At 63.5% G+C, this 26,805-nt stretch carries 24 protein-coding genes and 1 pseudogene; 14 read left to right on the top strand and 11 right to left on the bottom strand.

All coding sequences use genetic code 11. The features are described from left to right. Positions 1–82: 82 nt before the first annotated feature. A complete protein-coding gene (serB, locus tag ACTSLZ_RS08130; protein ID WP_443094676.1) occupies positions 83–1,030 on the top strand; it encodes a phosphoserine phosphatase SerB in 948 nt (315 codons plus the stop codon). Between the two features lie 86 nt (positions 1,031–1,116). Here serB and ACTSLZ_RS08125 read toward each other — a convergent pair whose 3' ends face one another. Further along, the gene (locus ACTSLZ_RS08125; RefSeq protein WP_443094675.1) at positions 1,117–1,860 is read right to left on the bottom strand and encodes an SDR family oxidoreductase; all 744 of its coding nucleotides are present in this window, start codon (positions 1,858–1,860) and stop codon (positions 1,117–1,119) included. 83 nt (positions 1,861–1,943) lie between these two features. After that, entirely contained in the window at positions 1,944–2,690 is a 747-nt protein-coding gene (locus ACTSLZ_RS08120) for a beta-ketoacyl-ACP reductase (RefSeq protein ID WP_129314356.1), read from the bottom strand. A gap of 204 nt (positions 2,691–2,894) precedes the next feature. Between ACTSLZ_RS08120 and ACTSLZ_RS08115 the strand changes: the two genes are divergently transcribed. From ACTSLZ_RS08115 to ACTSLZ_RS08105, 3 genes are read left to right on the top strand one after another with little or no spacing between them, the layout of a single operon-like run. After that, on the top strand, positions 2,895–3,398 hold the full coding sequence (locus ACTSLZ_RS08115) for a DUF3099 domain-containing protein (RefSeq protein WP_129314355.1): 504 nt from the start codon (positions 2,895–2,897) through the stop codon (positions 3,396–3,398). A gap of 40 nt (positions 3,399–3,438) precedes the next feature. Continuing rightward, positions 3,439–3,675 carry an acetone carboxylase gene (locus tag ACTSLZ_RS08110; RefSeq protein WP_420852865.1) on the top strand — a complete coding sequence of 79 codons (237 nt, stop codon included), beginning with the start codon at positions 3,439–3,441 and terminating at the stop codon, positions 3,673–3,675. 37 nt (positions 3,676–3,712) lie between these two features. After that, a complete protein-coding gene (locus ACTSLZ_RS08105; RefSeq protein WP_443094674.1) occupies positions 3,713–4,717 on the top strand; it encodes an SURF1 family cytochrome oxidase biogenesis protein in 1,005 nt (334 codons plus the stop codon). Here the strand turns inward: ACTSLZ_RS08105 and ACTSLZ_RS08100 are convergent. Then, the gene (locus tag ACTSLZ_RS08100) at positions 4,704–6,302 is read right to left on the bottom strand and encodes an ABC-F family ATP-binding cassette domain-containing protein (protein WP_443094673.1); all 1,599 of its coding nucleotides are present in this window, start codon (positions 6,300–6,302) and stop codon (positions 4,704–4,706) included. The two genes, ACTSLZ_RS08105 and ACTSLZ_RS08100, sit on opposite strands and share 14 nt — an antisense overlap. Before the next feature lie 429 nt (positions 6,303–6,731). Between ACTSLZ_RS08100 and ACTSLZ_RS08095 the strand changes: the two genes are divergently transcribed. Further along, the gene (locus ACTSLZ_RS08095) at positions 6,732–7,496 is read left to right on the top strand and encodes a PhoX family protein (RefSeq protein WP_443094672.1); all 765 of its coding nucleotides are present in this window, start codon (positions 6,732–6,734) and stop codon (positions 7,494–7,496) included. Here ACTSLZ_RS08095 and ACTSLZ_RS08090 read toward each other — a convergent pair. Then, positions 7,465–8,775, bottom strand: coding sequence for an ISL3 family transposase (locus tag ACTSLZ_RS08090; RefSeq protein ID WP_179628043.1), 1,311 nt, complete (start codon positions 8,773–8,775; stop codon positions 7,465–7,467). The two genes, ACTSLZ_RS08095 and ACTSLZ_RS08090, sit on opposite strands and share 32 nt — an antisense overlap. Positions 8,776–8,837: 62 nt before the next feature. On the opposite strand from ACTSLZ_RS08090, the pseudogene ACTSLZ_RS08085 reads away from it, so the two are divergent. Further along, positions 8,838–9,986: pseudogene (locus ACTSLZ_RS08085) on the top strand (PhoX family protein); the annotation flags it as partial. Positions 9,987–10,192: 206 nt separating this feature from the next. Here the strand turns inward: ACTSLZ_RS08085 and ACTSLZ_RS08080 are convergent. The 5 genes from ACTSLZ_RS08080 to ACTSLZ_RS08060 form a co-directional block, all read right to left on the bottom strand. After that, positions 10,193–10,534: a metal-sulfur cluster assembly factor gene (locus ACTSLZ_RS08080; protein ID WP_129314352.1), complete on the bottom strand. Its 342-nt coding sequence runs from the start codon at positions 10,532–10,534 to the stop codon at positions 10,193–10,195. After that, on the bottom strand, positions 10,531–11,295 hold the full coding sequence (gene sufC, locus ACTSLZ_RS08075) for a Fe-S cluster assembly ATPase SufC (protein ID WP_129314351.1): 765 nt from the start codon (positions 11,293–11,295) through the stop codon (positions 10,531–10,533). The genes ACTSLZ_RS08080 and sufC overlap by 4 nt, the downstream gene beginning before the upstream one ends. Positions 11,296–11,341: 46 nt before the next feature. Further along, positions 11,342–12,568 (bottom strand): Fe-S cluster assembly protein SufD, encoded by a 1,227-nt coding sequence (gene sufD / locus ACTSLZ_RS08070; RefSeq protein WP_443096120.1) that lies wholly within the window; start codon positions 12,566–12,568, stop codon positions 11,342–11,344. A 93-nt stretch (positions 12,569–12,661) separates the two neighbouring features. Further along, a complete protein-coding gene (sufB, locus tag ACTSLZ_RS08065; protein ID WP_129314350.1) occupies positions 12,662–14,119 on the bottom strand; it encodes a Fe-S cluster assembly protein SufB in 1,458 nt (485 codons plus the stop codon). 12 nt (positions 14,120–14,131) lie between these two features. Continuing rightward, complete coding sequence (locus tag ACTSLZ_RS08060; protein WP_443094671.1) at positions 14,132–14,905, bottom strand: helix-turn-helix transcriptional regulator; 774 nt, start codon at positions 14,903–14,905, stop codon at positions 14,132–14,134. Between the two features lie 244 nt (positions 14,906–15,149). On the opposite strand from ACTSLZ_RS08060, the gene ACTSLZ_RS08055 reads away from it, so the two are divergent. The 3 genes from ACTSLZ_RS08055 to ACTSLZ_RS08045 all read left to right on the top strand — a co-directional run bounded on the left by ACTSLZ_RS08055 (position 15,150) and on the right by ACTSLZ_RS08045 (position 17,976). Continuing rightward, complete coding sequence (locus ACTSLZ_RS08055) at positions 15,150–16,055, top strand: ABC transporter ATP-binding protein (RefSeq protein ID WP_443096119.1); 906 nt, start codon at positions 15,150–15,152, stop codon at positions 16,053–16,055. After that, a complete protein-coding gene (locus ACTSLZ_RS08050; protein WP_129314348.1) occupies positions 16,052–16,870 on the top strand; it encodes an ABC transporter permease in 819 nt (272 codons plus the stop codon). Before ACTSLZ_RS08055 ends, ACTSLZ_RS08050 begins: the two co-directional genes overlap by 4 nt. 92 nt (positions 16,871–16,962) lie before the next feature. Then, on the top strand, positions 16,963–17,976 hold the full coding sequence (locus tag ACTSLZ_RS08045; protein ID WP_443094670.1) for a COX15/CtaA family protein: 1,014 nt from the start codon (positions 16,963–16,965) through the stop codon (positions 17,974–17,976). A gap of 327 nt (positions 17,977–18,303) precedes the next feature. Here ACTSLZ_RS08045 and ACTSLZ_RS08040 read toward each other — a convergent pair whose 3' ends face one another. Beyond that, complete coding sequence (locus tag ACTSLZ_RS08040) at positions 18,304–19,359, bottom strand: heme o synthase (RefSeq protein ID WP_443094669.1); 1,056 nt, start codon at positions 19,357–19,359, stop codon at positions 18,304–18,306. A gap of 293 nt (positions 19,360–19,652) precedes the next feature. On the opposite strand from ACTSLZ_RS08040, the gene tkt reads away from it, so the two are divergent. From tkt to pgl, 5 genes are all read left to right on the top strand, one after another. Next, on the top strand, positions 19,653–21,773 hold the full coding sequence (gene tkt / locus ACTSLZ_RS08035; RefSeq protein ID WP_443094668.1) for a transketolase: 2,121 nt from the start codon (positions 19,653–19,655) through the stop codon (positions 21,771–21,773). Between the two features lie 83 nt (positions 21,774–21,856). Further along, positions 21,857–22,957 carry a transaldolase gene (gene tal, locus ACTSLZ_RS08030; protein WP_129314344.1) on the top strand — a complete coding sequence of 367 codons (1,101 nt, stop codon included), beginning with the start codon at positions 21,857–21,859 and terminating at the stop codon, positions 22,955–22,957. Between the two features lie 119 nt (positions 22,958–23,076). Further along, the gene (gene zwf / locus ACTSLZ_RS08025; RefSeq protein WP_443096118.1) at positions 23,077–24,588 is read left to right on the top strand and encodes a glucose-6-phosphate dehydrogenase; all 1,512 of its coding nucleotides are present in this window, start codon (positions 23,077–23,079) and stop codon (positions 24,586–24,588) included. Then, positions 24,588–25,574, top strand: a complete 987-nt coding sequence (locus tag ACTSLZ_RS08020) for a glucose-6-phosphate dehydrogenase assembly protein OpcA (protein WP_129314343.1) — start codon at positions 24,588–24,590, stop codon at positions 25,572–25,574. Before zwf ends, ACTSLZ_RS08020 begins: the two co-directional genes overlap by 1 nt. Continuing rightward, entirely contained in the window at positions 25,567–26,328 is a 762-nt protein-coding gene (gene pgl / locus ACTSLZ_RS08015; protein WP_443094667.1) for a 6-phosphogluconolactonase, read from the top strand. Before ACTSLZ_RS08020 ends, pgl begins: the two co-directional genes overlap by 8 nt. A 204-nt stretch (positions 26,329–26,532) precedes the next feature. On the opposite strand, the gene secG is transcribed toward pgl, so the two are convergent. After that, positions 26,533–26,781 carry a preprotein translocase subunit SecG gene (gene secG / locus ACTSLZ_RS08010; RefSeq protein WP_129314341.1) on the bottom strand — a complete coding sequence of 83 codons (249 nt, stop codon included), beginning with the start codon at positions 26,779–26,781 and terminating at the stop codon, positions 26,533–26,535. Between the last annotated feature and the right edge of the window lie 24 nt (positions 26,782–26,805).

The raw sequence follows: 26,805 nt of genomic DNA, 5'->3' as shown, positions 1-26,805 counted from the left end.
CTCGAGCCAGCTGTGACGCATCGACCGGCGCGTCACCGGATGCCCTGGGCTTATGCCGCGAGGGGTTCATAGGATGGACACCATGAGCACAACTTTCCGCGTCGTGGCCCTCGCACCGTCCCCCCAAACAGACGACCATCGGTCTCTGTACTCGTTCGTGGAGCGTTCGGGCGCCAAGATTCTGAATGCCTTGTCCCTGACTTCGCCCTCGGTGCAGCAGGTCGAAGCCGACGGCACACGGATTCCGCAGGCGGCGGGGCCTGCCTACACCGCGGTACTGATCGACGTCGCGTGGAAGAACGATTTCGCGGAGTTGCGGCGCACGTTGCGGCCGGATCCCCTGGACCAAGCCGTGAGCGGTTACGACATCAACGTGGTCGATCCCGCCCTACGCGGCGCCGACAAGCTCATGCTGATACTGGACGCCGATTCGACGCTCTTGTGCCAGGAGGCGATCGACGAGCTGGCCGAACGGGCTGGGGTCGGGCAACACGTCGCGGAGGTCACGGAACGGGCCATGCGAGGCGAGTTGGACTTCGCCGAGTCACTCCGGGAACGCGTGTCGACCCTCGAAGGACACCCCGAGGACGTTCTGGGCGAAGTCTCCCGCGCTTTGACTCTGACACCGGGAGCGAAGAACCTGGTCGACGCTTTCCACGCGCGTGACTTCCCGGTCTGTGTGGTTTCCGGCGGTTTCATCCAGATACTCGAACCCATTGCCCGTCAGCTCGACCTCGAATATGCCCGCGCCAACCGCCTCGACGTCGCGGACGGGATGCTCACCGGCCGGGTCACCGGGCAAGTCGTCGATGCGCACGTGAAGCAGACATCTTTGCGACAGTGGGCCAAGGAGTACGGCGTCGGACCCAAGAATATTGTCGCCGTGGGCGATGGGGCCAATGACCGTTTGATGCTCGACGCCGCTGGGCTCGGCGTCGCCTTCAACGCCAAGGACGCCCTCCGCGGCACGGCTGACGCCCAAGTCAACATCCCGCGGCTCGATGCCGTGCGTCACTTCGTGGACCTGTAGAAGAGAAGTCCCGGCACAACGAAAGGGCGGGCAACGGGCCATTGAGGCCCGGTTGCCCGCCCTTTCGCGCCTTGGGAGGGAAGCGTTCAGTCCACGAATCCTCGTGCGCCACCCACGAGTTCCACGTGCCCGGTGTCGACGTCGGCGGTCACCATCGCGGCCACCTCTTGGGCGAACTCCTCCACGGAGTAGAGCTTGCCGGCCTCGCTGCGTCGTTCGTCGAGGGTTCCGGGGCGTGCACGGTTCAACAGGGTCGCGGTCACGGTGCCCTCAATCATGTCCCCGGAGACCACCACGAACTCGATGCCCTTCTCGCTCAGGGCCGGGATTTCGTCCGTCAGGGCATCCTCGCCGGCCCTCTTGGACCGCGCGACGGCCTCGTATTCGGGCATCGTCTCGACATCGTTGATGAAGTGGGCCTGATGCGAGGTCACGTAGACGATACGAGAACCAGACTTCATGACCTCGGCGGCCGTACGCATCAGGTCGAGCTGCGCATCGCGGTTCAGGCGGAGTGCGTAGTCCTCCCCCAGATCCGTCTCCATTCCGCCGGACGCGTTGAGCACCAGGATGTCGAGACCGCCGAAGGCCTCGACCGCGGCATCGACCAGGTTCTGTACGTCGCCGTGCTGGGTGATATCGGCTCCGACGGCCACCGCCCGACCGCCCGCTTCCTCGATCTCCTTGACTACCTTGTTCGCTCGGGGAGCCTTCTGTCGGTAGTTGACGACGACGCCCGCGCCCTCACCAGCGAGGATCTTCGCCGTATCGGCTCCGACCCCGCGGGAGGATCCCGTAATGATGGCGGACTTGTTGTCCAACGTGCCCATGATGTCCTTTCGACTCGTCGCAACGCGTTCGGTTGCGGTTTCTCGTGCTGTCCGACGCGACCTGCGCCGTGAACCTTTTCGGGTCAGTGACCCATCCCGACGCCGCCGTCGACGGGGATCACGGCACCGGTAATGTAGGCGGCCTCGTCGCTCGTGACCCAACGAACGGCCCGAGCAACTTCCTCGGGTCGGCCGAAGCGGTGCGCGGGGATGGCGTCCAAGTACTTCGCCTGAGTTTCTTCGGGAAGAACCGCCGTCATGTCCGTGTCGATGAACCCCGGGGCCACCACGTTGGCCGTGATGTTGCGGGAACCCAGTTCGCGACTCAACGACCGAGCGATCCCGACGAGGCCTGCCTTGGACGCGGCGTAGTTGATCTGGCCCGGGGAGCCGTAGAGGCCGACGATCGAAGAGATGAGAACCACGCGCCCGAACTTTTTGCGCAGGAACCCTTTGGCGGCTCGCTGGACCACGCGGTAGGCGCCCGTGAGGTTCGTGTCGACGACGTCGGTGAAGTCCTCTTCCTTCATGCGCAGCAGAAGGGTGTCTCGGGTGACGCCTGCGTTGGCCACCAAAATCTCGACCGGCCCGTACTCGGCCTCGATCTGTGTGAAGGCCTGGTCAACGGACGCGGAGTCCGTCACATCGGCTTGGACCGCAAAAAATCCTTCCGGAGCCTCCCCGGACCGGTATGTGACACACACCCGGTGACCTTGCTCACGATATGCCTCTGCGATGCTGCGTCCGATGCCCCGATTTCCGCCCGTGACCAGAACGGTCCTGGGTACGAATTCGTCCCCGGAACCCGCCGTCGTGTTCTCTGCTGTCATGCTGTCCTTCCGGATCGATCCAGCCAAGCAGCTGGACGTGGCCTAGTCTTCCCAGTGGTTCATCCTATCGGAGACCCCTTGGGCCCCAAGAACACCTGGCCCGCCCGAAAATGCCTCGGTCGGGCACGCTCGACCTTGACCGGGGTGGAAGAATGGAATCAACTGCAACGACCCATCGATCGACGGTTTCAGGAGGGACCCATCATGCCTCGACGCGGCCATCAGCACGTCCCTCAGGAAGAGACCGAGGATCTCCACACGATTACCGAAGCTCAGGCTCCGCAGAGCGAAGGCATCGATCACCGCATGAAGCGGTATGCACTGCAAATGGGCCTGCGCATTGTCTGTCTGATCATTGCCGTCGTCTTCGACGGGTGGATCCGGTGGGTTGCGGTGGTCGGCGTCGCTGTTCTGCCCTGGGTGGCCGTGGTTCTGGCCAACGGCAATGATCGAGCCGAGGTCAAGGACGTTTCCTACGTCCCAGGGGCGACTCCGCGCGAACTGATCCCCGGCAAGGACTACGACGAAGAACAGGGCTCATCCGCGACGTCGGACCATGAGGACTCCCAGGATTCGGAGCATCAGGACCATGCGGAGAACGACACGCGGACAGCCGACTCGGACGCCGGATCGCGGGACGCCCCCATGTATGAGGACGAAATCATCGAGGGCGAGTTTCGGACCGGACACCACGGTCACCACCACTGACCGCAGTCGCCATGATCATTCGAGGAAGAAGGAGCGTTGAGTGGATCTCGATGACCTGATGGGAACATCCGCGGCACCCGACACCCCGATGTGCTCGCGCAAGGGTTGCACGAGAGATGCCTCATTCCGCATCGAATGGAACAATCCCAAGATCCACACACCCGAACGGCGTAAAGTATGGCTGGCGTGCCAGGAACACCGGGATTGGCTGGCGGATTTCCTCAGGGCACGCGGGTTCCTGAAAGACGTCGTGCCGTTCGAGGACACGCACGACTGACCGGGCTCGTCCGGAGCCCATACGAGAAAGACCTTTCGTGTACAAATTCCTTCTGTCCGGCAAGTGGATCGGCGCGTTCATCCTGTGCATTCTGTTCTCGCTGATCTGCGTCTACTTGGCCGGATGGCAGATGGATCGCAAGGAAGCGTTGGACTACCGAAACAGCCGCATCAGTCAGAACTACAACGCCGAACCCGAATCCTTCGATCAGGCCGGCAAGTATTTTTCCGATTACACGTCCAGCAAACAGTGGACCCCGGTGTCCATGAAGGGCAGCTATCACCCGGAGGACCAGAAGCTGGTCCGGAACAGACCGCATGACGGCAGCGTCGGTTTCGAGGTCCTGGTCCCCTTCACCACCACGAGCGGCCAGACGGTGCTCATCGACCGTGGCTGGGTGGGATCCGGAGATTCGAACGCGGCGCCCAAGTCCGACGTTCCTGCCCCGCCCGAGGGCGAGATCCAGCTGACGGCTCGGCTCCAGGCCGGCGAGGCCGACACCGGCAAGGGTGCCCCCGAGGGGCAGATCGCCTCGATCAATCTGAAGGACTTCGCGAAGGACGTCTCCTATCCAATGGCCGAGTCCGGATACGGGATCATGGCCTCGGAGGATCCGGCTCCCCCGACGTCTCCCAGTGCCCTCGGCGAACCCGAGCAGGACGCGGGGCCGAACCTGTCCTACTCCATGCAGTGGTACGCTTTCGCGATCCTGGTCTACGTGGCCTACGGGTGGTGCGCGCGGCAGAAGGTCCGCAATGATCGTCTCGATGCGCAGCTTGCGGCGGAACTCGAGCAGTATTACGGGCAGTTCTACGACGAGCAGGGCCGCTATATCGGCGACGTCGACGAGGCGATCGTGCTGCGTCAGATCGAGATGATGGACGACATGCCCTCCCACATGAAGGCGATCGTCCGACCGAAGCCCCCGCGCCAGCGCAAGCACGTCACCGACGAAGAACTCGAGGACGCCTACATGGACGCCCTCGAGCGGGATCGCGCATCACGCGCGGAAGACTCCGGGCGAGGCCCTACGCCAGGGTGATCAGGTCCTGGTACTCCTTGGTCCAGTGGTCCTCGATTCCGTCCGGAAGCATGAGGACCCTTTCCGGGGACAATGCTTCCACGGCGCCCTCATCGTGGGAGACCATCACGATCGCGCCCTCGTAGGTCTTCAGCGCGTTGAGGATCTCCTCGCGGCTCGCCGGATCCAGGTTGTTGGTGGGCTCGTCCAGCAACAGAACATTCGCGCTCGAGGCGACCAGGGTTGCCAGGGCCAGACGGGTCTTCTCCCCGCCGGAAAGGACCCCCGCAGGCTTGCTGACGTCGTCGCCTTGGAAGAGGAAGGACCCCAGAATGGTCCTGACCTGAGTGTCCTGAAGATCGGGAGCGGCGGTTCTCATGTTCTCCAACACGGTCCGGTCGGCATCCAAGGTGTCGTGCTCCTGCGCGAAATACCCGAGCTTGAGCCCGTGGCCGGGCTCGACCTGGCCCGAATCAGGCTCCGTCACGCCCGCAAGCATACGCAACAACGTGGTCTTTCCGGCGCCGTTGAGGCCCAGGACCACGACTCGCGTACCACGGTCGATGGCCAGGTCCACGTCATTGAAAATCTCCAACGATCCGTAGGACTTCGACAGACCGCTCGCTCGCAGCGGCGTTTTGCCGCAGGACGTCGGTGCCGGGAACCGGATGGCAGCGACCTTGTCATGGGCCTGTTCCGGCTCGACTTCACGCATCAGGCGCTCGGCGCGCTTGATCATCTGCTGTGCCGCGACGGCCTTGGTCGCCTTGGCCCGCATCTTGTTTGCCTGCTCCATGAGCGCGCCGGCCTTCTTCTCGGCGTTGGCCCGTTCGCGCTTGCGCCGGTGCTCGTCCTGCTCGCGCTGCTGCTGATAGTGCTTCCAGTCCATGTTGTAGACATCCACGGTGGAACGCATGGCGTCCAGGTAGAGGACCTTGTTGACCACGAGCTCCATGAGTTCGACGTCGTGGCTGATGACCAGAAGCCCGCCCTGGTAGTTCCTCAGGAACTCGCGCAGCCACTCGACGGAGTCGGCATCCAGGTGGTTCGTCGGTTCGTCGAGGAGCATCGTGTCGGCATCCGAAAAGAGGATCCTGGCCAGCTCGACGCGCCGCCGTTGACCGCCCGAGAGCGTCCGCAGGGGTTGTTGGAGGAGCCGGTCGGGCAGGTTGAGGTTGTGCGTGATGGTTGCCGCTTCCGACTCCGCCGCGTAGCCGCCGCCGGAGATGAACTCGGCCTCGAGCCGGTCATAGGATTTCATCCCCTTGGCCTGGATCTTCGGGTCCTCCGAAGCCATTTGGTCCTGGGCCCGACGCATCCGTCCGACGACGCCGGCCAAGCCCCGCGCCGAGAAAATGCGGTCCTGCGCCGTCTGCTCCATGTCCTCGACCTTGGGGTCCTGCGGCAGATACCCGATGCTCCCGCTTCTCGAGACCTCACCGTCCGCCGGCAGAGCCTGACCGGCCAAGACCTTGGTCATGGTGGTCTTGCCGGCACCGTTGCGCCCGACGAGGCCGATCTTGTCGCCCTTGTTCACCCGGAAGTTCACCTCGTCCATGAGGAGACGGGCGCCGACGCGCAATTCGAGGTTGGAAACGGTAATCAATGGAGTGAACGGGCCTTTCGAAAAGTCAGGGAAGGAGGAGTGTTTGCGTCGAACGCCGGCTCATTTGCCACGACGAGCACGCACATCCTTGCCATACTACGGGACAGCGCGCCATCACGAACCCTTCCGCCGACGTGAGACGAGGAACTCCGCGCGGACCCGCGTGCCGTTAACCCTGAGTTGCCGTGTCCTACACCGCGCGGCCGGCTCCGAGTAACGGCTCACGCCTAGGTTCTAGGCGTGGCTTCGACCACCCCATGCATCACACGATCCCGCACAGGAGGAAATTTGTCCCCTCAAGGCCGTACTCTGTTGAACTTGTTGGACTTCACGTCCGGTCGCTCTCATCGCACCTGCGTCTACAAGTGTGGGAACGCGTGCGCCAAGCCGGTCCCGAACACGTCGGACAACGAATACTTTCGCGACGTTGTGAGACGCACATTCGACCGACGTTCCGTCCTCAAGGGATTCGGAGCGGCCGCCGTAACCGTTGGCGGCGCCAGCGTTCTGGCGGCGCGCGGTCCGGACGCCCAGGCAAGCGCGCCCGGTGGCGCGTCGGGAGGAGCGTCCGCCGGTGCGTCGTCCTCCACACCACCAGGACTGCGATTCGAGGCGGTGGCCCCCAACACGGAAGACGCACTCAAAGTCCCGCAAGGTTACACGAGCGACGTCGTGATTCGCTGGGGCGACCCAGTGGTCCCCGGTGCGCCGAACTGGGACCTCAACCACCAGTCCCCCGAATCGGCCGCCGGCCAATTCGGATTCAACTGCGATTTCGCCGAACTGTTGCCGTTCGAGGGCCAACGCAACAGGTTCCTCCTGGTCAGCAACCACGAGTACACGACGCCGCAACAGATGTTTCCCGGATACGACCCCGAGAACCCCACAGAACAACAGGTCCGGACCGAATGGGAATCCCACGGATTGAGCATCGTCGAGGTGCAGGGCAACGACCGGGACGGGAGACTGCGGCCGGTCATGGGCAAATACAACCGGCGCATCACGGCTACCACGGAATTCGCCCTCGTCGGTCCCGCTGCAGGATCGGATCTCGTGAAGACCTCGTCGGATCCTTCCGGAACCAAGGTCCGGGGAACCCTGATCAATTGCTCCGGCAGCCTCACCCCTTGGGGAACGATTCTTTCCGGCGAAGAAAACGGGCTCATCGCATTTGAGGGTGTAGGTGGTTCCTGAAGCCGCCGGTGTCGAGCAGCGATCGGGCTATGTAGTTCGTGAGGTTCCGGAATCCGAGGGCGGAGCCGCGGAGGTGTTCCAGGCGCCCGTTGATCGCCTCTGTTGGCCCGTTGGACGTGCCGGGCCGGTCGAAGAACGCGAGGATGTCGGCGGCGCGCTGCTTGAGCGTGCGGCCGAGCTTGCGGACCTCCACGAGCGCGGCGGGGACGCCGCTGGAGACGGAATCGATGACGGCTGTCATCAGCTTCTTCGCCGTCTTCCGATCGGGTTCGCGGTAGGCAGCGATCACGCGCTGGTAGATGCCCCAGGTCGCCTCGACCTCGACGTGCTCGGAGACCGCGAACAGTGCCTCGAGACGGGTCTGCTGCCGGTCAGTGAGCAGCTGCGCGCCGGTGTGGAGGATGCGGCGGGCCTTGTAGAGCGGATCGTTTTTGCGGCCCCGCCGGCCGTGCAGGCACTGCTGGACGCGACGACGGCAGGTGTCGAGGGCGTCGCCGGCGAGGCGGACGACGTGGAACGGGTCCATCACCGCCTGCGCGTCCGGGAGCTCCTCGCTGACGGCGGTCTTGAAGCCGGTGAACCCGTCCATCGCGACGACCTCGACACCATCGCGCCAGTCCTGCGGGCGTGCGGCGAGCCAGGTCTTGAACACGGCTTTCGAGCGACCCTCGATCATGTCCAGCAGACGGGCGGGGCCGGTCTTGTCGCGGTTCGGGGTGAGGTCGATGATGACGGTGACGTACTTGTCGCCGACTCTCGTGTGGCGCCAGACGTGCTCGTCGACGCCGATCACGGCGACGCCGTCGAACCGGGCGGGATCGTCGATCAGCACTCGACGCCCTTCAGCGAGGACCGCGTTGTTCGCCGTGTGCCAACCGACACCGAGTCCGGCGGCGACGCGGGCGACGGTGAGGTGGTCGATCACGAGCGCTTCCAACGCCCACCGCATCCCGCTACGGGACAGCTTGGCTCGCTCGGGCGCCGCTGCCGTGAGGTCCTCACGCCAGGACCGTCCGCATCCCGAGCACTTGTAGCGGCGGACCCGGACCAGCAGCGTCGTCGGGCGATGACCGAACGGCTCGTGGGCGAGACGCCGCGTGTCCGTCCCGCGCGAGAGCGCCTGGCTACCGCATCCCCGGCACCACGGATCCGGCTCGGCGACGCGGCACTCGATCACCGCGCGATCCGGCTCAAAAAGCTGACCGGTGGCCACGAGGCCGAGCTCGTCGAGATGGCAGAACACGGTCAGATCAGGGGTCGCGAAGGTAGCGTGGTGCACGTCGAGGTCTTCCGGCAGATGGTCAGTGTGAGAACTTCCATCATCGGAAGGCCTCGACCCTCATCCGGCGACCGACGCGCTCAGCCACCTACCCCCTCAACTGCGAAGAGCCAGAAAACGTAGACCAGTACTTCGCCGGTGGCGCGGAAGCTCGGGACGAAACGGCGAGGAGTCGTTACAAGCGATACGGCATGGAAGACTCCGTGACCGCGCGGCGCTGGGAAAACTTCGACGACCGGTTCGACATTCGCAAGGAACCCCAGGAGCCTTACCGCTTCAACTACATCATCGAGGTGGATCCCTGGGATCCCACGTCGACCCCGGTCAAGCACACCGCCCTGGGCCGCTTCAAGCACGAGGCCGCGGCCATTCACGTGACGGACGATGGTTCCGTGGTCGCCTACTCGGGTGACGACACACGGTTCGAGTACCTGTACAAGTTCGTCAGTGCGCGGAAGATCGCACAGGGCGCCTCGGAAGAGGCCAGGAAGCAGAACATGAAGGTCCTCGACGAGGGCACGCTGTACGTCGCCCGTTTCGAGGGGAATTCGGCGGACTTCACCGAGGGCAGGCTACCCGAGGACGGCGCGTTCGACGGCACCGGCCAATGGCTCGAGTTGGCGACGTGCACCGCCGACGGCGCCGTCACCTCCCACGTGGAAGGCATGACCGGCGAAGAGGTTCTGGTGTTCACACGTTTTGCCGCGGACCAGGCAGGAGCGACCAAGATGGACCGACCGGAAGACGTCCAGCCCAGCCCGAAAACCGGCAAGGTGTACGCGGCCTTGACCAACAATTCCTATCGAGGCGCCAACCGGCCGGGCAAGGATGACGCCCCGACGGCCGAATACGCTCCCATCAAGGAGAACAAGAACGGCATGGTCCTCGAGATGGTTGATGACCACACCGGCACTTCCTTCGGCTGGAACCTGCTGCTGGTCTGTGGCGATCCGGACGACGCCGAAACCTACTTCGGCGGTTTCGACAAGTCCTCCGTCTCCCCCATTTCCTGCCCGGACAATGTCGCCTTCGACGAGCACGGCAATCTGTGGATTTCGACTGACGGCAATGCGTTGAAGTCCAACGACGGCCTGTTTGCCGTCTCGTTGGAGGCACCCACGCGAGGACTGACCAAACAATTCCTGACGGTGCCGAAGGGAGCCGAAACCTGCGGACCGGTCGTGCGAGAAAAACGGGTCCTGGTCAATGTGCAGCACCCCGGTGAGGATGAGGAGGCGACGGTGGAGTCCACGACGTCCCACTGGCCGATGGAGGCACCTCGACTGCTCGTCCGTCCACGGCGGTCGTCTGGAAGAAGGACTACGGCCCGATCGGGGCCTGATCACGGCAGAGGCCCGGTTCCCGCACATGATGGTGTGCGGGAACCGGGCCTTCCGTTCTGCCTGGGACAGGTCCGTCAGATGTTGAAGCCGAGGGCACGCATTTGGTCGCGCCCTTCCTCCGTGATGCGCTCGGGACCCCACGGCGGCATCCAAACCCAGTTGACGTGCCATTCGTCCACGAGCGGCTCGAGGTTCTGAGCCACCTGTTCCTCGATGACGTCCTGGAGCGGGCATGCGGCCGTCGTCAGGGTCATGTCCATGATCAGACCGCCCTCGTCGTCCCAGCGCGTGCCGTACAACAGGCCGAGGTCGACGATGTTGACGCCGAGCTCGGGGTCGATCACATTCGCGAGAGCGTCCTCGATTTCCTGACGACCGGGCTGGCCCTCGGGTGCTTCGGTTGCGGTTTCACTCATGCCTTGGCTCCTTGGAGGTAACCGACGTAGCCCTCCTCTTCAAGACGTTCGGCCAGTTCGGGACCGCCCTGGTCCGCGACGTGTCCGTCGACGAAGACGTGGACGAAATCGGGCTTGATGTAGCGCAGAATGCGCGTGTAGTGGGTGATCAGCATGACGCCGAGGTCATTGGCCTCGTGGGCGCGGTTGACGCCCTCGGAGACCACCTGCAGGGCGTCGATGTCCAGGCCGGAGTCGGTTTCGTCGAGGATTCCGAACTTCGGCTGCAGGAGTTCGAGCTGAAGAATCTCGTGACGCTTCTTCTCGCCGCCGGAGAATCCCTCGTTGACGTTGCGCGAGACGAAGTCGGGATCGATCTTCAGCTGGTTCATCGCGCCCTTGACGTCCTTGGTCCAGGTGCGCAGGGCCGGGGCCTCACCGGACACGGCCGTCTTCGCGGAACGCAGGAAGTTGGACATCGTGACCCCGGGGATCTCGACCGGGTACTGCATGGCCAGGAAGAGACCCGCACGAGCACGCTCGTCGACCGACATCGCGGTCACGTCCTCGCCGTCGAGCAGGATCTCGCCGGAATCAACCGTGTACTTCGGGTGACCGGCGATGGTCGAGGCCAGGGTGGACTTGCCGGAACCGTTCGGGCCCATGATCGCGTGGATCTCGCCCGACTTGATGGTCAGGTTGACGCCCTTGAGGATCGGCTTGGTGTTCTCATCATCGAGGATGACGGATACGTGCAGATCCTTGATCTCAAGAGTGGACATTGTTCTCCTCTGAAAGTTGTGAAGTTCTTCGAGTGCCGGACGGGCTTTAGTTGTTGCTGATCGCCAGCTCGTCCTCCAGGGCTTCCATCAGGGAGTCCTCGAGGTCGGCATCGCCGATCTGCTGGATGATCTCGTAGAGGAAGCCGCGCACGACCAGGCGTCGGGCCTGCTTCTCGGGAATGCCGCGAGCCATGAGGTACCAGAGGTGCTCGTCGTCGAGCTGGCCGGTGGTCGAGGCGTGCCCCGCACCCTCGATGATGCCGGTCTCGATTTCGAGGTTGGGCACCGAATCCGCACGGGCGCCGTCGGTCAGCACCAGGTTCTGATTCTTCTCGTAGCTGTCCGTGCCTTCAGCGGCCTTCTGGATCAGGACGTCGCCAACCCACACCGTGTGGGCCTTCTCCCCCTGCAATGCACCCTTGTACAGCACGTTGGACGTGTTGCGGGGAGCATTGTGGTCCACGAAGGAGCGGTGCTCGAGGTGCTGGCCTGCGTCGGCGAAGTACAGTCCGAACAGCTGCGCATTGCCGCCCTCGTCGCTGAACCTCACGTTCGAGTTCAGGCGGACGACGTCGCCGCCGAGCGTCACACTGATGTGCTTGTAGTGCGCGTCCTTGCCGACCTCGGCATCGTGCTGACCCACGTGGAGCGTGTCATCCTGCCAACGCTGCAAGGAAATCACGGTGAGCGTGGCTCCCTGTCCGACGATGATCTCGACGTTGCCGTTGTGGATCGCCGACCCGGTGTGCTCGATGACCAAGGTGCTGTGCGAGTTCTCGCCCGCCTCGATGACCACATGACTGTTGGACCTGGCTGAGGCCGACTTGCCCTCGATCCGGACCGCGACGGGAGCTTCGTGCTCCGCGTTCTCGGGAATCCGCACGTAGGTGGCCTGGGGCGCGTTGGCCGATCCCACGACCGCGGCGCGGTCGGCCGGGCGAAGCACGGTGTCCCTGGGGGCCTGACCCGAGGCCAGCTCGCCCGACAACCACGACTCCGGTCCGTCGAAACTCACTTCGACGGCGGGGCCGCCCTCGACCTCCTCAGTCGCAACGTCCTCGAACAGCGGGGCCAGCTTCTTGATCGGGGTGAAACGCCATTCTTCCTCGCGCCCGTTCGGCACGGAGAAGTCGGCGACGTCGAAACTCCAGGGCCGCTCGGCGCGGGAGTGCATGACCTGCGATCCGTTCTCGCCCGCATTCGCGGACTTTCTGGCCCCAATGGTGTCATCCGTGGCCAGATCCGGGGATAGCTTCTCACCCTCCTGGTCCATTCCCGGGATTGCCGGGCGAGCCTCACCAACGTGGACTCCGCCGACGTTCTCGGGGGTCTCCGTCTGATCCTGTTTGATCTGATCAGTCATCTTTTAGCCTACGGATCCTTCCATCTGGAGTTCGATAAGACGGTTCAGCTCGAGGGCGTACTCCATGGGGAGCTCGCGCGCAATCGGCTCGACGAAGCCGCGCACGATCATCGCCATGGCCTCGTCCTCGGGAAGACCGCGCTGCTGGAGATAGAACAACTGCTCCTCGGAGACCCGGGAGACGGTCGCCTCGTGCCCCAGAGTGACTTCGTCCTCGCGGATGTCGATGTAGGGATACGTGTCCGACCGGGAGATCGTGTCCACGAGGAGGGCATCGCAGACCACATTGTTCTTCGAATGCTTGGCGCCTTCTCTGACCTGAACGAGGCCTCGGTAGGCCGCGCGCCCGCCACCGCGGGCCACGGACTTGGAGACAATCGAGCTCGAGGTATTCGGCGCGATGTGCACCATCTTGGAACCAGTGTCCTGGTGCTGGCCCTCGCCCGCGAAAGCGATCGAGAGGGTCTCGCCCTTGGCATGTTCGCCTGTCATGTAGACGGCCGGGTACTTCTGGGTGACCTTGGAACCGATGTTGCCGTCGATCCACTCCATGGTCGCGCCCTCGTGTGCGATAGCACGCTTGGTCACGAGGTTGTACACGTTGTTCGACCAGTTCTGGATGGTCGTGTAGCGAACTCGTGCGTTCTTCTTGCACACGATCTCGACGACGGCGGAGTGCAACGAATCCGACTTGTAGATCGGTGCCGTGCAGCCCTCGATGTAGTGAACGTAGGAATCCTCGTCCGCGATGATGAGGGTCCGCTCGAACTGGCCCATGTTCTCCGTGTTGATCCGGAAGTAGGCCTGCAACGGGATCTCCACGTGGACTCCCGGGGGCACGTACACGAACGAGCCTCCGGACCAGACCGCCGTGTTCAGCGCGGCGAACTTGTTGTCACCCACCGGGATGACCGTACCGAAGTACTCCTCGAAGAATTCGGGGTGTTCCTTCAGCGCGGTATCCGTGTCCATGAAGATCACGCCCTGGCGCTCGAGGTCCTCACGAATCTGGTGGTAGACCACCTCCGACTCGTACTGAGCTGCCACGCCGGCGACCAGGCGGTTCCTCTCGGCCTCGGGGATGCCGAGCTTCTCGTACGTATTGCGGATGTCTTCCGGCAGATCTTCCCAGGTCTCGGCCTGGCTTTCCGTGGAACGGACAAAGTACTTGATGTTGTCGAAGTCGATCTCGTTGAGGTCGGCACCCCAGGTCGGCATCGGCTTGCGATCGAAGAACTTCAGGGCCTTGAGCCGCAGGTTCAACATCCATTCCGGTTCGTTCTTTTTTGCGGAGATGTCGCGGACAACGTCCTCGTTCAGACCGCGCTTGGCCGATTGGCCGGCGTCGTCCGAGTCATACCAGCCGTACTGATACGTCCCGATGCCTTCCAGCTCCGGGTTCTTCTCCAGAACGTCTGAAATGACGTTTCCGTCGGCATTGCGCTCAACTTGTTCAGTCATTGAGACCTTTCCTTACTGAGTGTCGCTTCCCCGGGAGGAAGCGGTGGCTTGATGTGTCCCGCGAGCCAACGGGATGTGTGTGGTGCAAACGTGGGCTCCCCCGGCCATGGTGGAGAGCCTTCGGACATCGACACCCAGAAGGGATGCGATGACTCGGGTCTCTTCATCACAGAACTCGGGAAATTCTTCGGCAAGGTCACGCACCGGGCAGTGGCCTTGGCACAACTGGATGCTGGAGAGCAAGTGCTCGGGCAACTCGACCGTCTTGGCAGCCTCGCCCATGGCCATGACCGAGGTGCTGGCCACGAAGCCGTCACGAGTCATGGCGTCGCCGAGCGCTTTGGCGCGGTCCGAGATGTCCGGACCGGCGGCGTCGACAATTGGTCGATAGCGTTCCTCCATGTCCTTGAAGCGACGGTGAGCAAATTCTTCGAGTGCATCGTGCCCCATGGCACCGCGCAACGTCTTGAGCGAGTCGATGGCGATGTCCAGATAGTCGTTGCCGAGCCTCGCGTGCCCCTGCGGCGCGATGACGTACCGTCGGGCCGGACGCCCGGCACCGGCACCCTGCTTGCGGACCATCGTGATTTCGATCAGCTGGTCCTTCTCGAGCGCTTCGAGATGCCTGCGGATGGCCGCGGGCGTCAGGCCGAGGTGTCGACCCAGATCTGCCGCGGACACGGGACCGTGTGCCAGCACTCCCTGGAGGACCCGATCCCGGGTCCTTTCTTCGGTTTCGGCACCTCCCTGCTGAGAGGCGCCCTGGGCTTGGGCTTGTTCCTTCACGAAATACACAACTAAATTATGTCCTAATCTATTCCCGCGCATCCAGTAAGGGCGACCTTGCCCGTGACCAGCGGCGGCCTGCATCACAATGCACCCAGGTGACCGCGCTGCATCGTAGACTGTGACAGTGCCACTTCATGATGACAACCGGCAGCGGGTCTCGCCGTCAGAGTTCGAACCAGCGTTGCTGATCGACGATCTGCGCAAGGATTTCTCCCTACCCCGCAGAAAACGCAACCGGGCGATGCCGGGCGCCGAGAGCCAGGCCACGTTGAGGGCCGTCGACGGGATCAGTCTACGTGCGGCCCCCGGCAAAGTCACGGCCCTTCTCGGAGCCAACGGCGCGGGGAAATCCACGACTCTCTCGTGCGCTCAGGGGCTGCTCAAGCCCACCGCGGGACGGGTGAGACTGCTGGGCGAAGACCCCTGGAGGGCTGGCCCCTCGCTGCGGGCCCGAGTCGGCATCATGCTCCAAGAAGGGGGCCTGCCCCAGGCGATACGCCCCATCCCTCTTCTGCGCCATGTGGCCTCGATGTATCGCAAACCTGCCGACGTCGATGCCCTGGTATCCCGGCTGGGCATCGACGGGTTCGACCGCACCAATATTCGGCGCCTCTCGGGCGGCCAGCGACAGCGCGTGGCACTGGCCGCTGCCCTCGTGGGCGACCCGGAAGTCCTGTTCCTGGACGAACCCTCCGCCGGCCTTGATCCCCAGTCCCGGCACGTCGTCTTCGACCTCGTCCGCGAGGTCAAGGAATCCGGCACGTGCATCGTTCTCACGACTCACCTCATGGACGACGCCCAACGACTCGCGGACGACGTCTACATCGTCGACGAAGGACGCAATGTCGTCGAGGGTCAGGTCGACGACTTGCTCAACAACAGCCAGGACCGGAAGACCCTTCGATTCGCCGTATCACGGCGTGGCATGCAGTTGCTTGATGTCTTCCCGGCACCCCTGGCGGAAGGCCTCACCCTGAGGGAAGAACATGCCGGGTCCTACGAAATCTCCGGTCCGATCCGCCCAGAGCATTTGTCCCACCTGACCGGAACCTGGGCAGAGCTCGGAGAACTTCCCACGAGTCTGGAGCTGAAGCCCCGAAGCCTGGAAGACCTGTTCCTCGACATTTCTGGGAGGACCATTCGATGAGCCACAGCACCGAGACCGGCGCACCAGTCGATTCGGACACATTCCGGCCGACCGATGGAGCACGGGAGCCCGCCTCCGTATCGAGCCGAATCCTCGCACAAGGCAAATACGAGACCCTGGCGATGCTCAAGAACGGCGAGCAGCTCATGCTCTTGATCCTCTTCCCCCTGATGGCGCTCTTCGGACTCGCTTTCACCGGTTTTCTGGACGGATGGGCCGAGCAGTTCGGAGGTTCTCGGATCGACGTCGCTATGCCTGGGGTTCTGGCCCTGTGCGCGATGTCCACAGCTCTCTCCGGACAGGGAATTGCCACGGGGTTCGACCGCCGGTACGGAGTTCTCAGGTTTTTGTCGACGACGCCGCTCGGACGCGGCGGCCTCGTTGCAGGAAAGGCCGTTGCCGTTCTGACTGTCGTGGCCATTCAGTACGTCGTCATGGGCGTCGTCGGACTGTTCCTGGGGTGGAAACCTGATGTCCCGGGATTCCTCCTGTCCCTTCCGGCGCTCGTCCTGGGAGTCGCCGCGTTCACGGCGGTGGGCCTGCTGGTGGCGGGGACGGTCCGGGCCGAGGCAACGCTCGCCGTCGTCAACACGCTGTGGGTCGTCCTCGCTGCGCTCGGGGGATCTCTCATACCTGCCCACCATTTCCCTGGTGGGGGTTCCTGGTTCATCGAGCTGCTTCCGTCGGGCGCACTGGGCGAAGCGCTGCGGGCGGGAATGCTCGCTCACCACGTGGCGTGGGGCCCGCATCTGGTGCTGATCGCGTGGATCGTCATCGCGGGTCTTGCCGCGAGGCGCTGGTTCAAGTGGTCATGACCACGTCCGTTCCATTCGCTTCGAGGCGGTTGACCACGAATAATGGGTAAGGCATTGCGTATTCGACGTCGTTCTCCAGCCGAGGTGCACTCATGACCACCACATCCGCCATTCGTCGGGGCTCGTTCCTCGACCGGTTCATTCCGCTGAACGTCAACGGGTGGGTCCGGACCCTCGGCATAGCTTCGATTTTGGTGAACTTCCTTCTGGTCCTGACGGGTGGCCTGGTTCGGCTCACGGGATCCGGCCTCGGCTGCCCCACCTGGCCGCGATGCACCTCGGATTCCTGGACCAACGTCCCGGCCATGGGCATTCACGGGTTCATCGAATTCGGTAACCGCACCCTGACCGGAGCGGTCGGCATCATTGCCCTCCTGACCTTCATCTCGGTCTGGCGGTTGCGCGGACGATACACCGATTTGTTCGGCATTGCCTTCGTCCTCGGCCTGGGTGTCATTGTCCAGGCGGTCGTCGGAGGGCTTTCCGTGTGGTTGCGGCTCAATCCCTGGATGGTCGGCGTCCACTTCATGTTGTCCGGATTCATGGTGGCACTTGCCGCCATCTTCTACGCCAGGGTCAGGCGGTACTCGATGAGGAAGGTCATCGAGTCCGAGCGGCTGAGCGACCGTCCGGAAGCGGACAACGTCCAGAGGTTCCTGGGCATCGTGATCGCCGCCGTCACCATCGTTGCCGTCTACATGGGAACGCTGGTCACCGGAACCGGACCGCACTCGGGCGACACGGACAGCGCCCGACACGCCTTCGATCCCCAGGTGGTCACCCGGCTGCACAGCATCCCCGTCTGGGTCCTGCTGGTTCTCGTGATGGCGACTCTCGTCTTGGCCAAGCGCAAGAATTGGGCGCCCGCGGTGTCCCGGAATGCATGGATCATCGTGCTCGTGATGCTGTTCCAGGGTGCCATCGGCTACACGCAGTACTTCACCGGTTCGCCCGGGTTCCTGGTCTGGTTCCACCTCATCGGTGCTGGCCTGCTCATCTGGTCAGTCACCGCGCTGCTGGAACGCATGGTGGTTCTGGGCACCCCAGCACTCCGCGACCTCGCCGAAAGTCGCGTGGAGATCGCTGAGGCCAACGGCATAGTCTGACCGGAGCTGGCGACGGAGCCGGACCCGGTCGGCACCTCGACGAACATTATCCGGCATCCGGCGACCATGCCTTGCTTGGTGAGCTGCCACAACTCGTCGGAACGGCCGTCAGGCCACATCACATACGGAACATGGATCGCTCCTGCTCCCCCGTGGTCCATGCCGGACCAGAGCGACCGGCTGTGACTATTCTCCTGGGGTGAATCCAATGCGTTCGCCCTGGAATCCATGAACCTCATCGTGCCGGCACCCGAGAGGGCCACGTGAGCCCATGAATCCCGCGGGGGGGGGTGGCTTCCGCGGATCAGCTCGAGTTACGAACTCGGGCTACAGGACCGGGCCTCCCACAAAGGGGTCCACGGCCAGGGCCACGAAGACGAGCGTCAGGTACGTAATCGAAGCGTGGAACACCACCATGGCCGTGCGCGAGGTCGCTTCCTCGGCGAGAGCACGCTGGTGCAGCTGATGGCACTTCCAAATGAACCACGCGCCGGAGAGCAACGCCGTCAGGCCGTACACCCAGCCGGCCCCGCCGACTGGAACGAGCATCAGAGAGCAGATCACGGTGGCCCACGCGTAGAGCACGACCTGTACCGATACGGCCTTCGCAGAGGCGATGGCACCGAGCATGGGAATTCCCGCTCTCTGGTAGTCCTCGGCGTACTTCATCGAGAGCGGCCAGTAATGCGGCGGCGTCCACAGGAAGATGATGACGAACAGAACCAACGAGGAGAAGCTCAGCCTGTTCTCCACGGCCGCCCAGGCAATGAAGACCGGCATGCAACCGGCGATCCCGCCCCAGACAATGTTCTGGGTGGTGCGGCGCTTCAGGAACATCGAGTAGAACACGACGTAGAGCAAGATCGCGCCGAGGCCGAGCGCGCCGGCCAGAGGGTTGACGAGGAGAGTCAGGTACGCCACGGAGACGACGGACAACGCCCACGCGAACACGAGTCCTTGGCGGTCGGTGATTTCACCGGTCACAAGCGGGCGACGCTCGGTGCGCTTCATGAGACGGTCGGCATCGCGGTCGATGTAACAGTTGAATGCCCCGGCACCGCCCGCCGCCATGGCGCCGCCGATCATGGTGTTGAGGATGAGCCACAGATTCGGCAGGCCACCCGCGGCGAAGATCATGGTGGGGGCCGTGGTGACCAGCAGGAGTTCGATGACGCCGGGCTTTGTCAGGAGGACGAATCCCTTGATCTTGCGACGCAGTCCCACTTTTCCCGCGCTCGTCGCGGCGCCGTGATGGGCGGCGTCGTGGGTCGCTGACTCGGGAGGACCCGTCGGAAGCGACGGGCTCGGGATCCCATGGTCCGCCCCGGCGGCAACGTTCGTCGTCGCTGCCGGCCTCGTGTCGCTGGAACTTTGGCGCTTCACTCATCGACCCTTCGTGATTGACTCCGCTGACCGGATGGAGACCAGGTCCCGCGGTGCGCAATGTCGTGGTCCGCGGTTTCGAAAGCATCTCTCATCATATAACGGAAGGGGGTTACCGCCCTAGAGGGCCGCATGATATTTCGGTCTCTTCCGCCGAATGCGAATCTTTCTTCCGCTGTCGGCTCACACCCCTGACCTCATGAGCTCAGGTCAATTATGGTTGGAATCGAAAATGGCGAAAGCGTGGCCATCCGATGGCGCGGCCTCGCCTGTGTTTTCTGAGAAAGGGGCAAATGGTGCCGAACCTGAATGAAAAGCTCGAATGGACGACCGAGGACCAGCGCGCGGTGGACACGGTGCGGGTACTGGCGGCCGACGCCGTGGAAAAGGTCGGAAACGGGCACCCGGGAACGGCCATGAGTCTCGCACCCCTCGCCTATTTGCTGCACCAGAAGGTCATGCGCCACGACCCGACGGATGATCGCTGGGCGGGGCGGGACCGCTTCATCCTGTCCCCCGGCCACACCTCGTTGACCCTCTACATCCAGCTCTTCCTCTCGGGATACGGCCTCGAGATGAAGGATCTCGAAGCCTTGCGCACCTGGGGTTCGCTGACGCCGGGACACCCGGAGTACAAGCACACGAAGGGCGTCGAAATCACGACCGGCCCCCTGGGACAGGGGCTCTCCTCGGCCGTGGGCTTCGCCTACGCGCAGCGTCGGATGCGGGGCATGTTCGATCCTGAGGCTCCCGCCGGCGAAAGCCCCTTCGACCACACCATCTACACGATTGCCTCGGACGGCGATCTGGAGGAAGGCGTGACGTCCGAAGCATCCTCGCTCGCCGGACACCAGCAGCTGGGCAATCTGATCGTCTTCTACGACCAGAACCAGATCTCCATCGAGGACGATACCGACGTCGCGTTCACCGAGGATGTCGAGAAGCGCTACGCGGCCTACGGCTGGGACGTTCGCTCGGTCGACTGGACCAACGGCGGAACCGGCTACTCGGAGGACGTCGAGGAACTCTACGCACAGATCCGCGATGCCAAGAAGGTCACGGACAAGCCGACGCTGATCGCGCTCAAGACCGTCATCGGTTGGCCCGCCCCGAACAAGCAGAACACCGGCGGAATCCATGGTTCGGCACTGGGCGGCGACGAGGTCAAGGCCGTCAAGGAGATTCTCGACTTCGATCCCGACAAGTCCTTCCAGATCGAGGAGGACATTCTTTCCCACACCCGGCAAGTCCAGGAGCGGAGCCGCCGGGAACGTGAGGAATGGACCAAGTCGTTCGAGGCGTGGCAGGCCAAGAATCCCGAAGCGGCGTCCTTGTACGCCCGGCTCTCCCAGGGCGAACTGCCCGAGAACTACAAGGACTCCTTCCCGGTCTTCGAGGCAGGATCTGCACTGGCCACACGCGCGGCCAGCGGCAAGGTCATCAATGCGATCGCCGAGACGTTCCCCGAGCTCTGGGGCGGTTCTGCCGATCTGGCCGGTTCCAACAACACCACGATCGAATCGGCCGATTCGTTCAACCCTTCGGCTCGTTCGACCAAGAAGTTCACCGCGAACCCCTACGGACGGGTTTTGCACTTCGGCATCCGCGAGCACGCCGCAGCGGCCATCGTCAACGGCATCGTGCTCTCGTCCCCGACTCGCGCATTCAGCGGGACCTTCCTCATCTTCAGCGACTACCAGAGGCCTGCCATCCGCCTCTCGGCGCTGATGGGGATCCCGTCGATTTACGTCTGGACACACGACTCGATCGGCCTGGGTGAGGACGGCCCGACCCATCAGCCGGTCGAGCAGCTCTCGACGCTTCGTGCGATCCCGAACCTCGACGTCGTCCGCCCAGGAGACGCGAACGAGACGGCCGTTGCATGGCGCACGATTCTCGAGCAGAAGGATCGACCCGCAGGTCTCGCTCTGACTCGCCAGGGTCTGCCGACCTTGGCCCGCGAGGACCTCCACCCGGACGCCGACGGCGAAAAGTTCGCATCCGCCGAAGGCACGGCTCGCGGCGGTTACGTCCTGGCCGATACCGAGGCAGAGCCTGACGTGATCCTGATTGCGACAGGCTCCGAGGTCGAGTTGGCCCTCAAGGCACGAAAGACGCTCGGCCAGGACGGAGTCTCGGCTCGCGTGGTGTCGATGCCCTGCCGTGAATGGTTCGACCGCCAGGACGCCTCCTACCGGGAGTCCGTGGTTCCCTCCGGGATCACCGCTCGGGTCGCCGTCGAAGCCGGATTGCCGATGTCCTGGAACGACCTGCTGGGAAGCACGGGTCGCGCCGTCGGGCTCGACCACTTCGGGGCGTCCGCCGACTACAAGACGCTGTACAAGGAATTCGGGATCACCCCGGAGGCGGTCGTCGAGGCTGCCAAGGAATCCATCAACGCTTCACAGGGCTGATTTCGAAGCGGGGCCGCCCATCGTCTCGGGCTGCCCCGCTTCCTTATCGCATCGGCCCCACTCATCGTCAAGAGGAGAACATCATGTCAACACCAACTCAGAAGCTTTCGGATGCCGGCGTCTCCATCTGGCTGGACGATCTGTCCCGCGAAAGGCTCAGCTCGGGGAATCTGGACGAGCTCATCGAGAATCGCAACGTCGTTGGAGTGACCACCAACCCGACGATCTTCGCTCAGGCGCTGTCCCAGGGGGACGCCTACGACGAACAGATGAAGGAACTCGCTCAGGCCGGAGCCGACGTCGAGGATGCGGTCTTCACCGTGACGACCGACGACGTCCGTGATGCGTGCGATGTCTTTGCCACCATCTACGACGCCACCCAGGGAGTCGACGGGCGCGTGTCGATTGAGGTCGACCCCCGCCTGGCCCACAAGGCGGACGACACCGTGGCGATGGCCCAGCGGTTGCACGAGAGCGTCGGTCGCGAGAACGTCATGATCAAGATTCCCGCGACGGAAGCGGGCCTCGAACCCATCGCAGCAACGCTGGCCGCAGGAATCAGCGTCAACGTGACGCTGATCTTCTCCCTCGAACGCTATCGGGCCGTGATCAACGCTTTCATGGTGGGGCTCGAGCGTGCTCTGGAGAACGGTCATGACCTCAGCAAGATTCACTCGGTCGCCTCGTTCTTCGTGTCGCGCGTCGATGCCGAGGTGGACAAGCAGTTGGAGTCGATCGGTACGGACGAGGCACTCGGCCTCAAGGGCAAGGCCGGTCTCGCCAACGCGCGGCTCGCTTATCAGGTGTACGAGGAAGCATTCTCGACGGAACGGTGGAAGCGTCTCGAAGAAGCTGGCGCCCAGCCGCAACGCCCCTTGTGGGCGTCCACCGGCACGAAGGACCCGGCGTACTCGGACACGATGTACGTGACCGGGCTCGTGGTCCAGAACACCGTCAACACCATGCCGGAAAAGACCCTCGAGGCCACGGCCGATCACGCGGAGATCACCGGAGACACCGTGTCCGGAACCTACGATCAGGCGGAAGCCGACATCAACGCGCTGGAAAAGGTGGGGGTCTCCTACAACGACGTCGTCGAGAAGCTGGAAACCGAAGGAATCAAGAAATTCGAGGATTCCTGGGAAGAACTGCTCGATACCGTGTCCTCGGCCCTGCGCCAGTAACACGGGCACCGTGGAGGACCTCTCGTGGGTCCTCCACGGCGCTTCCCGGCCGGTGACGCGACCCCGTCACATTTTTCGAACAAAGGAATGGTGTGTCCGCTCCACAAGATTCAAATCCCCTGCGCGATCCACAGGATCGCCGACTGACGCGGGTCGCCGGTCCCTCGGCCCTGGTACTTTTCGGCGTCACTGGTGACCTCGCGCGCAAGAAGCTCCTGCCGGCCATTTACGACCTCATGAACCGTGGGCTTCTCCCACCCCGGTTCGCCCTCGTCGGTTTCGGCCGGCGCGACTGGTCGGACGACGACTTCCGGGCCCAAGTCCGGGAAGCCGTGGAAAACCACGCGCGGACGCCTTTCCGAAAAGATGTCTGGAACCAGTTGACCGCGGGCATCCGGTTCGTCCAGGGCGCTTTCGACGACGCGGAAGCCTTCGGCCGTCTCAAGGCAACGCTCGAGGAACTGGACAAGACCCGAGGGACGCTGGGGAACCACGCCTTCTACTTGTCCATTCCCCCGAACGCCTTCGAAGCGGTCTGCACGCAGCTGGCCGAGAACGGTCTGGCCTCCCCGGAGCAGACCGAGGGCTGGCGGCGCGTAGTCATTGAAAAGCCCTTCGGTCACGATCTCGAGTCCGCACGTGAACTCAATGAGATCGTCGAGAGCGTGTTCCCCGCCGATTCCGTGTTCCGGATCGACCACTACTTGGGCAAGGAAACGGTTCAGAACATCCTTGCACTGCGGTTCGCCAACGAAATGTTCGAGCCCCTCTGGAATGCGAACTACGTCGACCACGTTCAGATCACCATGGCCGAGGACATCGGGATCGGTTCTCGAGCCGGATATTACGAAGGCGTCGGTGCCGCGCGTGACGTGATTCAGAATCACCTTCTGCAGCTGCTGGCGCTGACCGCCATGGAAGAACCTATCCGGTTCGACGCCGAGTACTTGCGCGACGAAAAGGCCAAGGTCCTGGCTGCCGTCACTTTGCCCGATGACTTGGAGAGCTATTCGTCCCTCGGACAGTACGCCGGTGGGTTCCAGGGCGGAGAAGAGGTCAAGGGGTTCAAGGAGGAACAGGACATTCCGTCGGACTCCCGCACCGAGACCTTTGCCGCCATCAAATTGGACATCAACAACCGACGGTGGGCCGGCGTCCCGTTCTATCTTCGTGCCGGAAAGCGTTTGGGCCGAAGGGTCACCGAGATCGCCGTGGTGTTCAAGCGCTCCCCCAACCTGTTGTTCCGCGAGAATTCCTATGAGGAGTTCGGCCAGAACGCCATCGTGATCCGAATTCAGCCCGACGAAGGCGTGACCATTCGTTTTGCGTCCAAGGTTCCGGGAACGCAGATGGAATTGCGGGACGTCAGCATGGACTTCGGGTACGGTCACTCATTCACCGAATCCAGCCCCGAAGCCTACGAACGCCTGATCCTGGACGTTCTGCTCGGCGAACCTCCGCTCTTCCCCAGGCACGAAGAGGTCGAGCTGTCGTGGAAGATCCTCGACCCGTTCGAAAAGTACTGGGGAGACCATGGGGTCGCGCCCGAAGAGTATGCTCCTGGGTCATGGGGGCCGGAATCCGCGCATCGACTACTGGCTCGTGACGGACGTGCTTGGAGGAGGCCGTAATGATTCGAACACTCAAGGACACGACGAGTTCGGACGTCGACAAAGAACTGGCCAAAATGCGCGAGGAGACGGGCATCCGAACACTCGGACGCGTGCTCACTCTCGTGATCATGGCCGACATGGGCCACTCGGAGAGGGCCATCGAAGCCGCAATCGCGGCCAGCCACGAGCACCCGTGCCGGATCATTGTGCACATCTCCCACGATCCGAAGGCGGCGAATCGGTTGGATGCCGAGGCCAGCATGGGTGGCGACGCCGGCGCCAGCGAGATCGTCGTCCTTCGCGGCTGGGGCGAATCGGCCCACGCCTCGGAGTCCCTGATTGCGGCACTGCTGCTTCCCGATGCGCCGATCGTCGCATGGTGGCCCCATTCGCTTCCCGACTGCCCGGCTGACCATTCCATCGGCCGCATTGCCCACCGTCGAATCACCGATTCGGCCAGGGCAGAGGTCCCCTGGGATTCGCTGAACGAACTGCGGAAGCGCTACACCCCCGGGGACACGGATCTTGCCTGGACCAGGTTGACCCTGTGGCGCATTCAGCTGGCCGCGGTCATGGACGAGCCGCAGAAGCATCGCATCAACAAGGTCATCGTGGAGGGCTCCGAAAAGTCGCCTTCCGTCCTGCTCCTGGGCACATGGATCGGCTATCGGCTGGGGGCCACGGTCGAGATCCGTGAGAGCCCGCAGCCTCGAGGCCTCTACCGGGTCACGCTGTGCCGGGACGACGGGGAAGTCACCATCTACCGACCCGGCCGAAATATCGCGACGCTTTCCATCCCGGGAAGCGCGGATCAGCAGATCGCCCTGCCCGTCCGATCTCTCGCGGAATGCCTGGCGGAAGAACTTCGCCGTCTGGATCCGGACGAAGTCTTCGGGGAGGTCCTCAACGAGGCCCTCAGCCGGTCGGAGGTGCGATTCACGCAGGGCAGTGCGCCCGTCCCGGCAGGAGACCCGAGCGACTACACGGAGGTGTACGATGCCTGAGAACCGGACCGCGGTCATCCCCTATCCGACGAAGGATTTCGTCGCACAAGCGGCCGCAGCGAGGCTGTTGCTGCTGCTCGGTGACCGCACGGTGGAGGGCGACCCCGTCCACATCAGCATCACCGGAGGATCCCTCGGGACCGCGATTTGGGAGAAGGTGAGTCAGAGCCCTCTGGTTGAGACCGTCGACTGGTCGTGTGTGCACGTCTGGTGGTCGGATGAGAGGTTTCTGCCCACGGGCGATGCCGAGCGCAACGCGCATCAGGTCTTCGAGGCCTTTTTCGACAACGGGCCCGTGCCTGCGGCGAACCTGCACGTCATCGGTGCTTCGGACCAGTACTCGACGCAGCACGAGGCGGCCCGTGCGTACGCTCGCGAGCTCGCCGACTTCTCCGAGCGCGGCCACAGGGCGCCACGGTTTGCCCTCTCCTTGCTCGGGATGGGCCCGGACGGACATCTGGCTTCCCTGTTCCCGGGAGGCCCGGACATCCGCCTGGATGAGCCCGACGTCGTCGGCGTCGAGAACTCCCCCAAGCCGCCACCGGATCGCGTGAGCATGACCCTCCCCATGATCAATGCCTCGGACAGGATCTGGTTCCTGGTTTCCGGAGAGGACAAACAGGATGCCTTCCGCCGCGTATTGTCCCAGCGCGACGGGCAACCATCCGCGGACGCCTTGGTGGAGACACCCGCGTCCGGCGCCCGGGGAACCGAAGAAACGTTGTACCTGGTTTCGCGGGACTCGTTGGACTGAGCCAGATCGGCGCCGACCGGCGGCCAGAATTCTCCGGTGGCGCATGGTCCGACACGACGCACAAAGGAGCCCGGTTGCCATATTGCATGGCAACCGGGCTCCTTTGATGTGTTCAGGACGTTGAGCTCAGCTGATCGCCGCGGGGCAGCTGATCGCTACGGTGCGACTGTTCGCCGCGATGCAACGTCCTGAACGTAACTCGTCTCAGACGGCCGTGAAGCGCAGGAAGAGGGCGTAGCCGATAATCGCGAGAACCCAGATGACAGCCGTTGTCACGGTCAGGCGTATCAGGTTCTTCGAAGCGACGCCGGATGAATTCAGGGAGGTGCTCATTCCCCCGCCGAACATGTCGGACAGTCCGCCGCCCTTGCCCTTGTTGAGCAGGACAAAGAAAACCGTCATGATGCTGGTCAGCGCGATGATCCCCAAGAGGACCCAACGTACAATTTCCACTTCGACCTTTCGGTGCCTTCGTGT

This window comes from Rothia koreensis (assembly GCF_052232265.1).
Classification (GTDB): Bacteria; Actinomycetota; Actinomycetes; order Actinomycetales; family Micrococcaceae; genus Rothia; species Rothia koreensis.
This window is presented reverse-complemented; position numbering and strand designations above follow the sequence as displayed.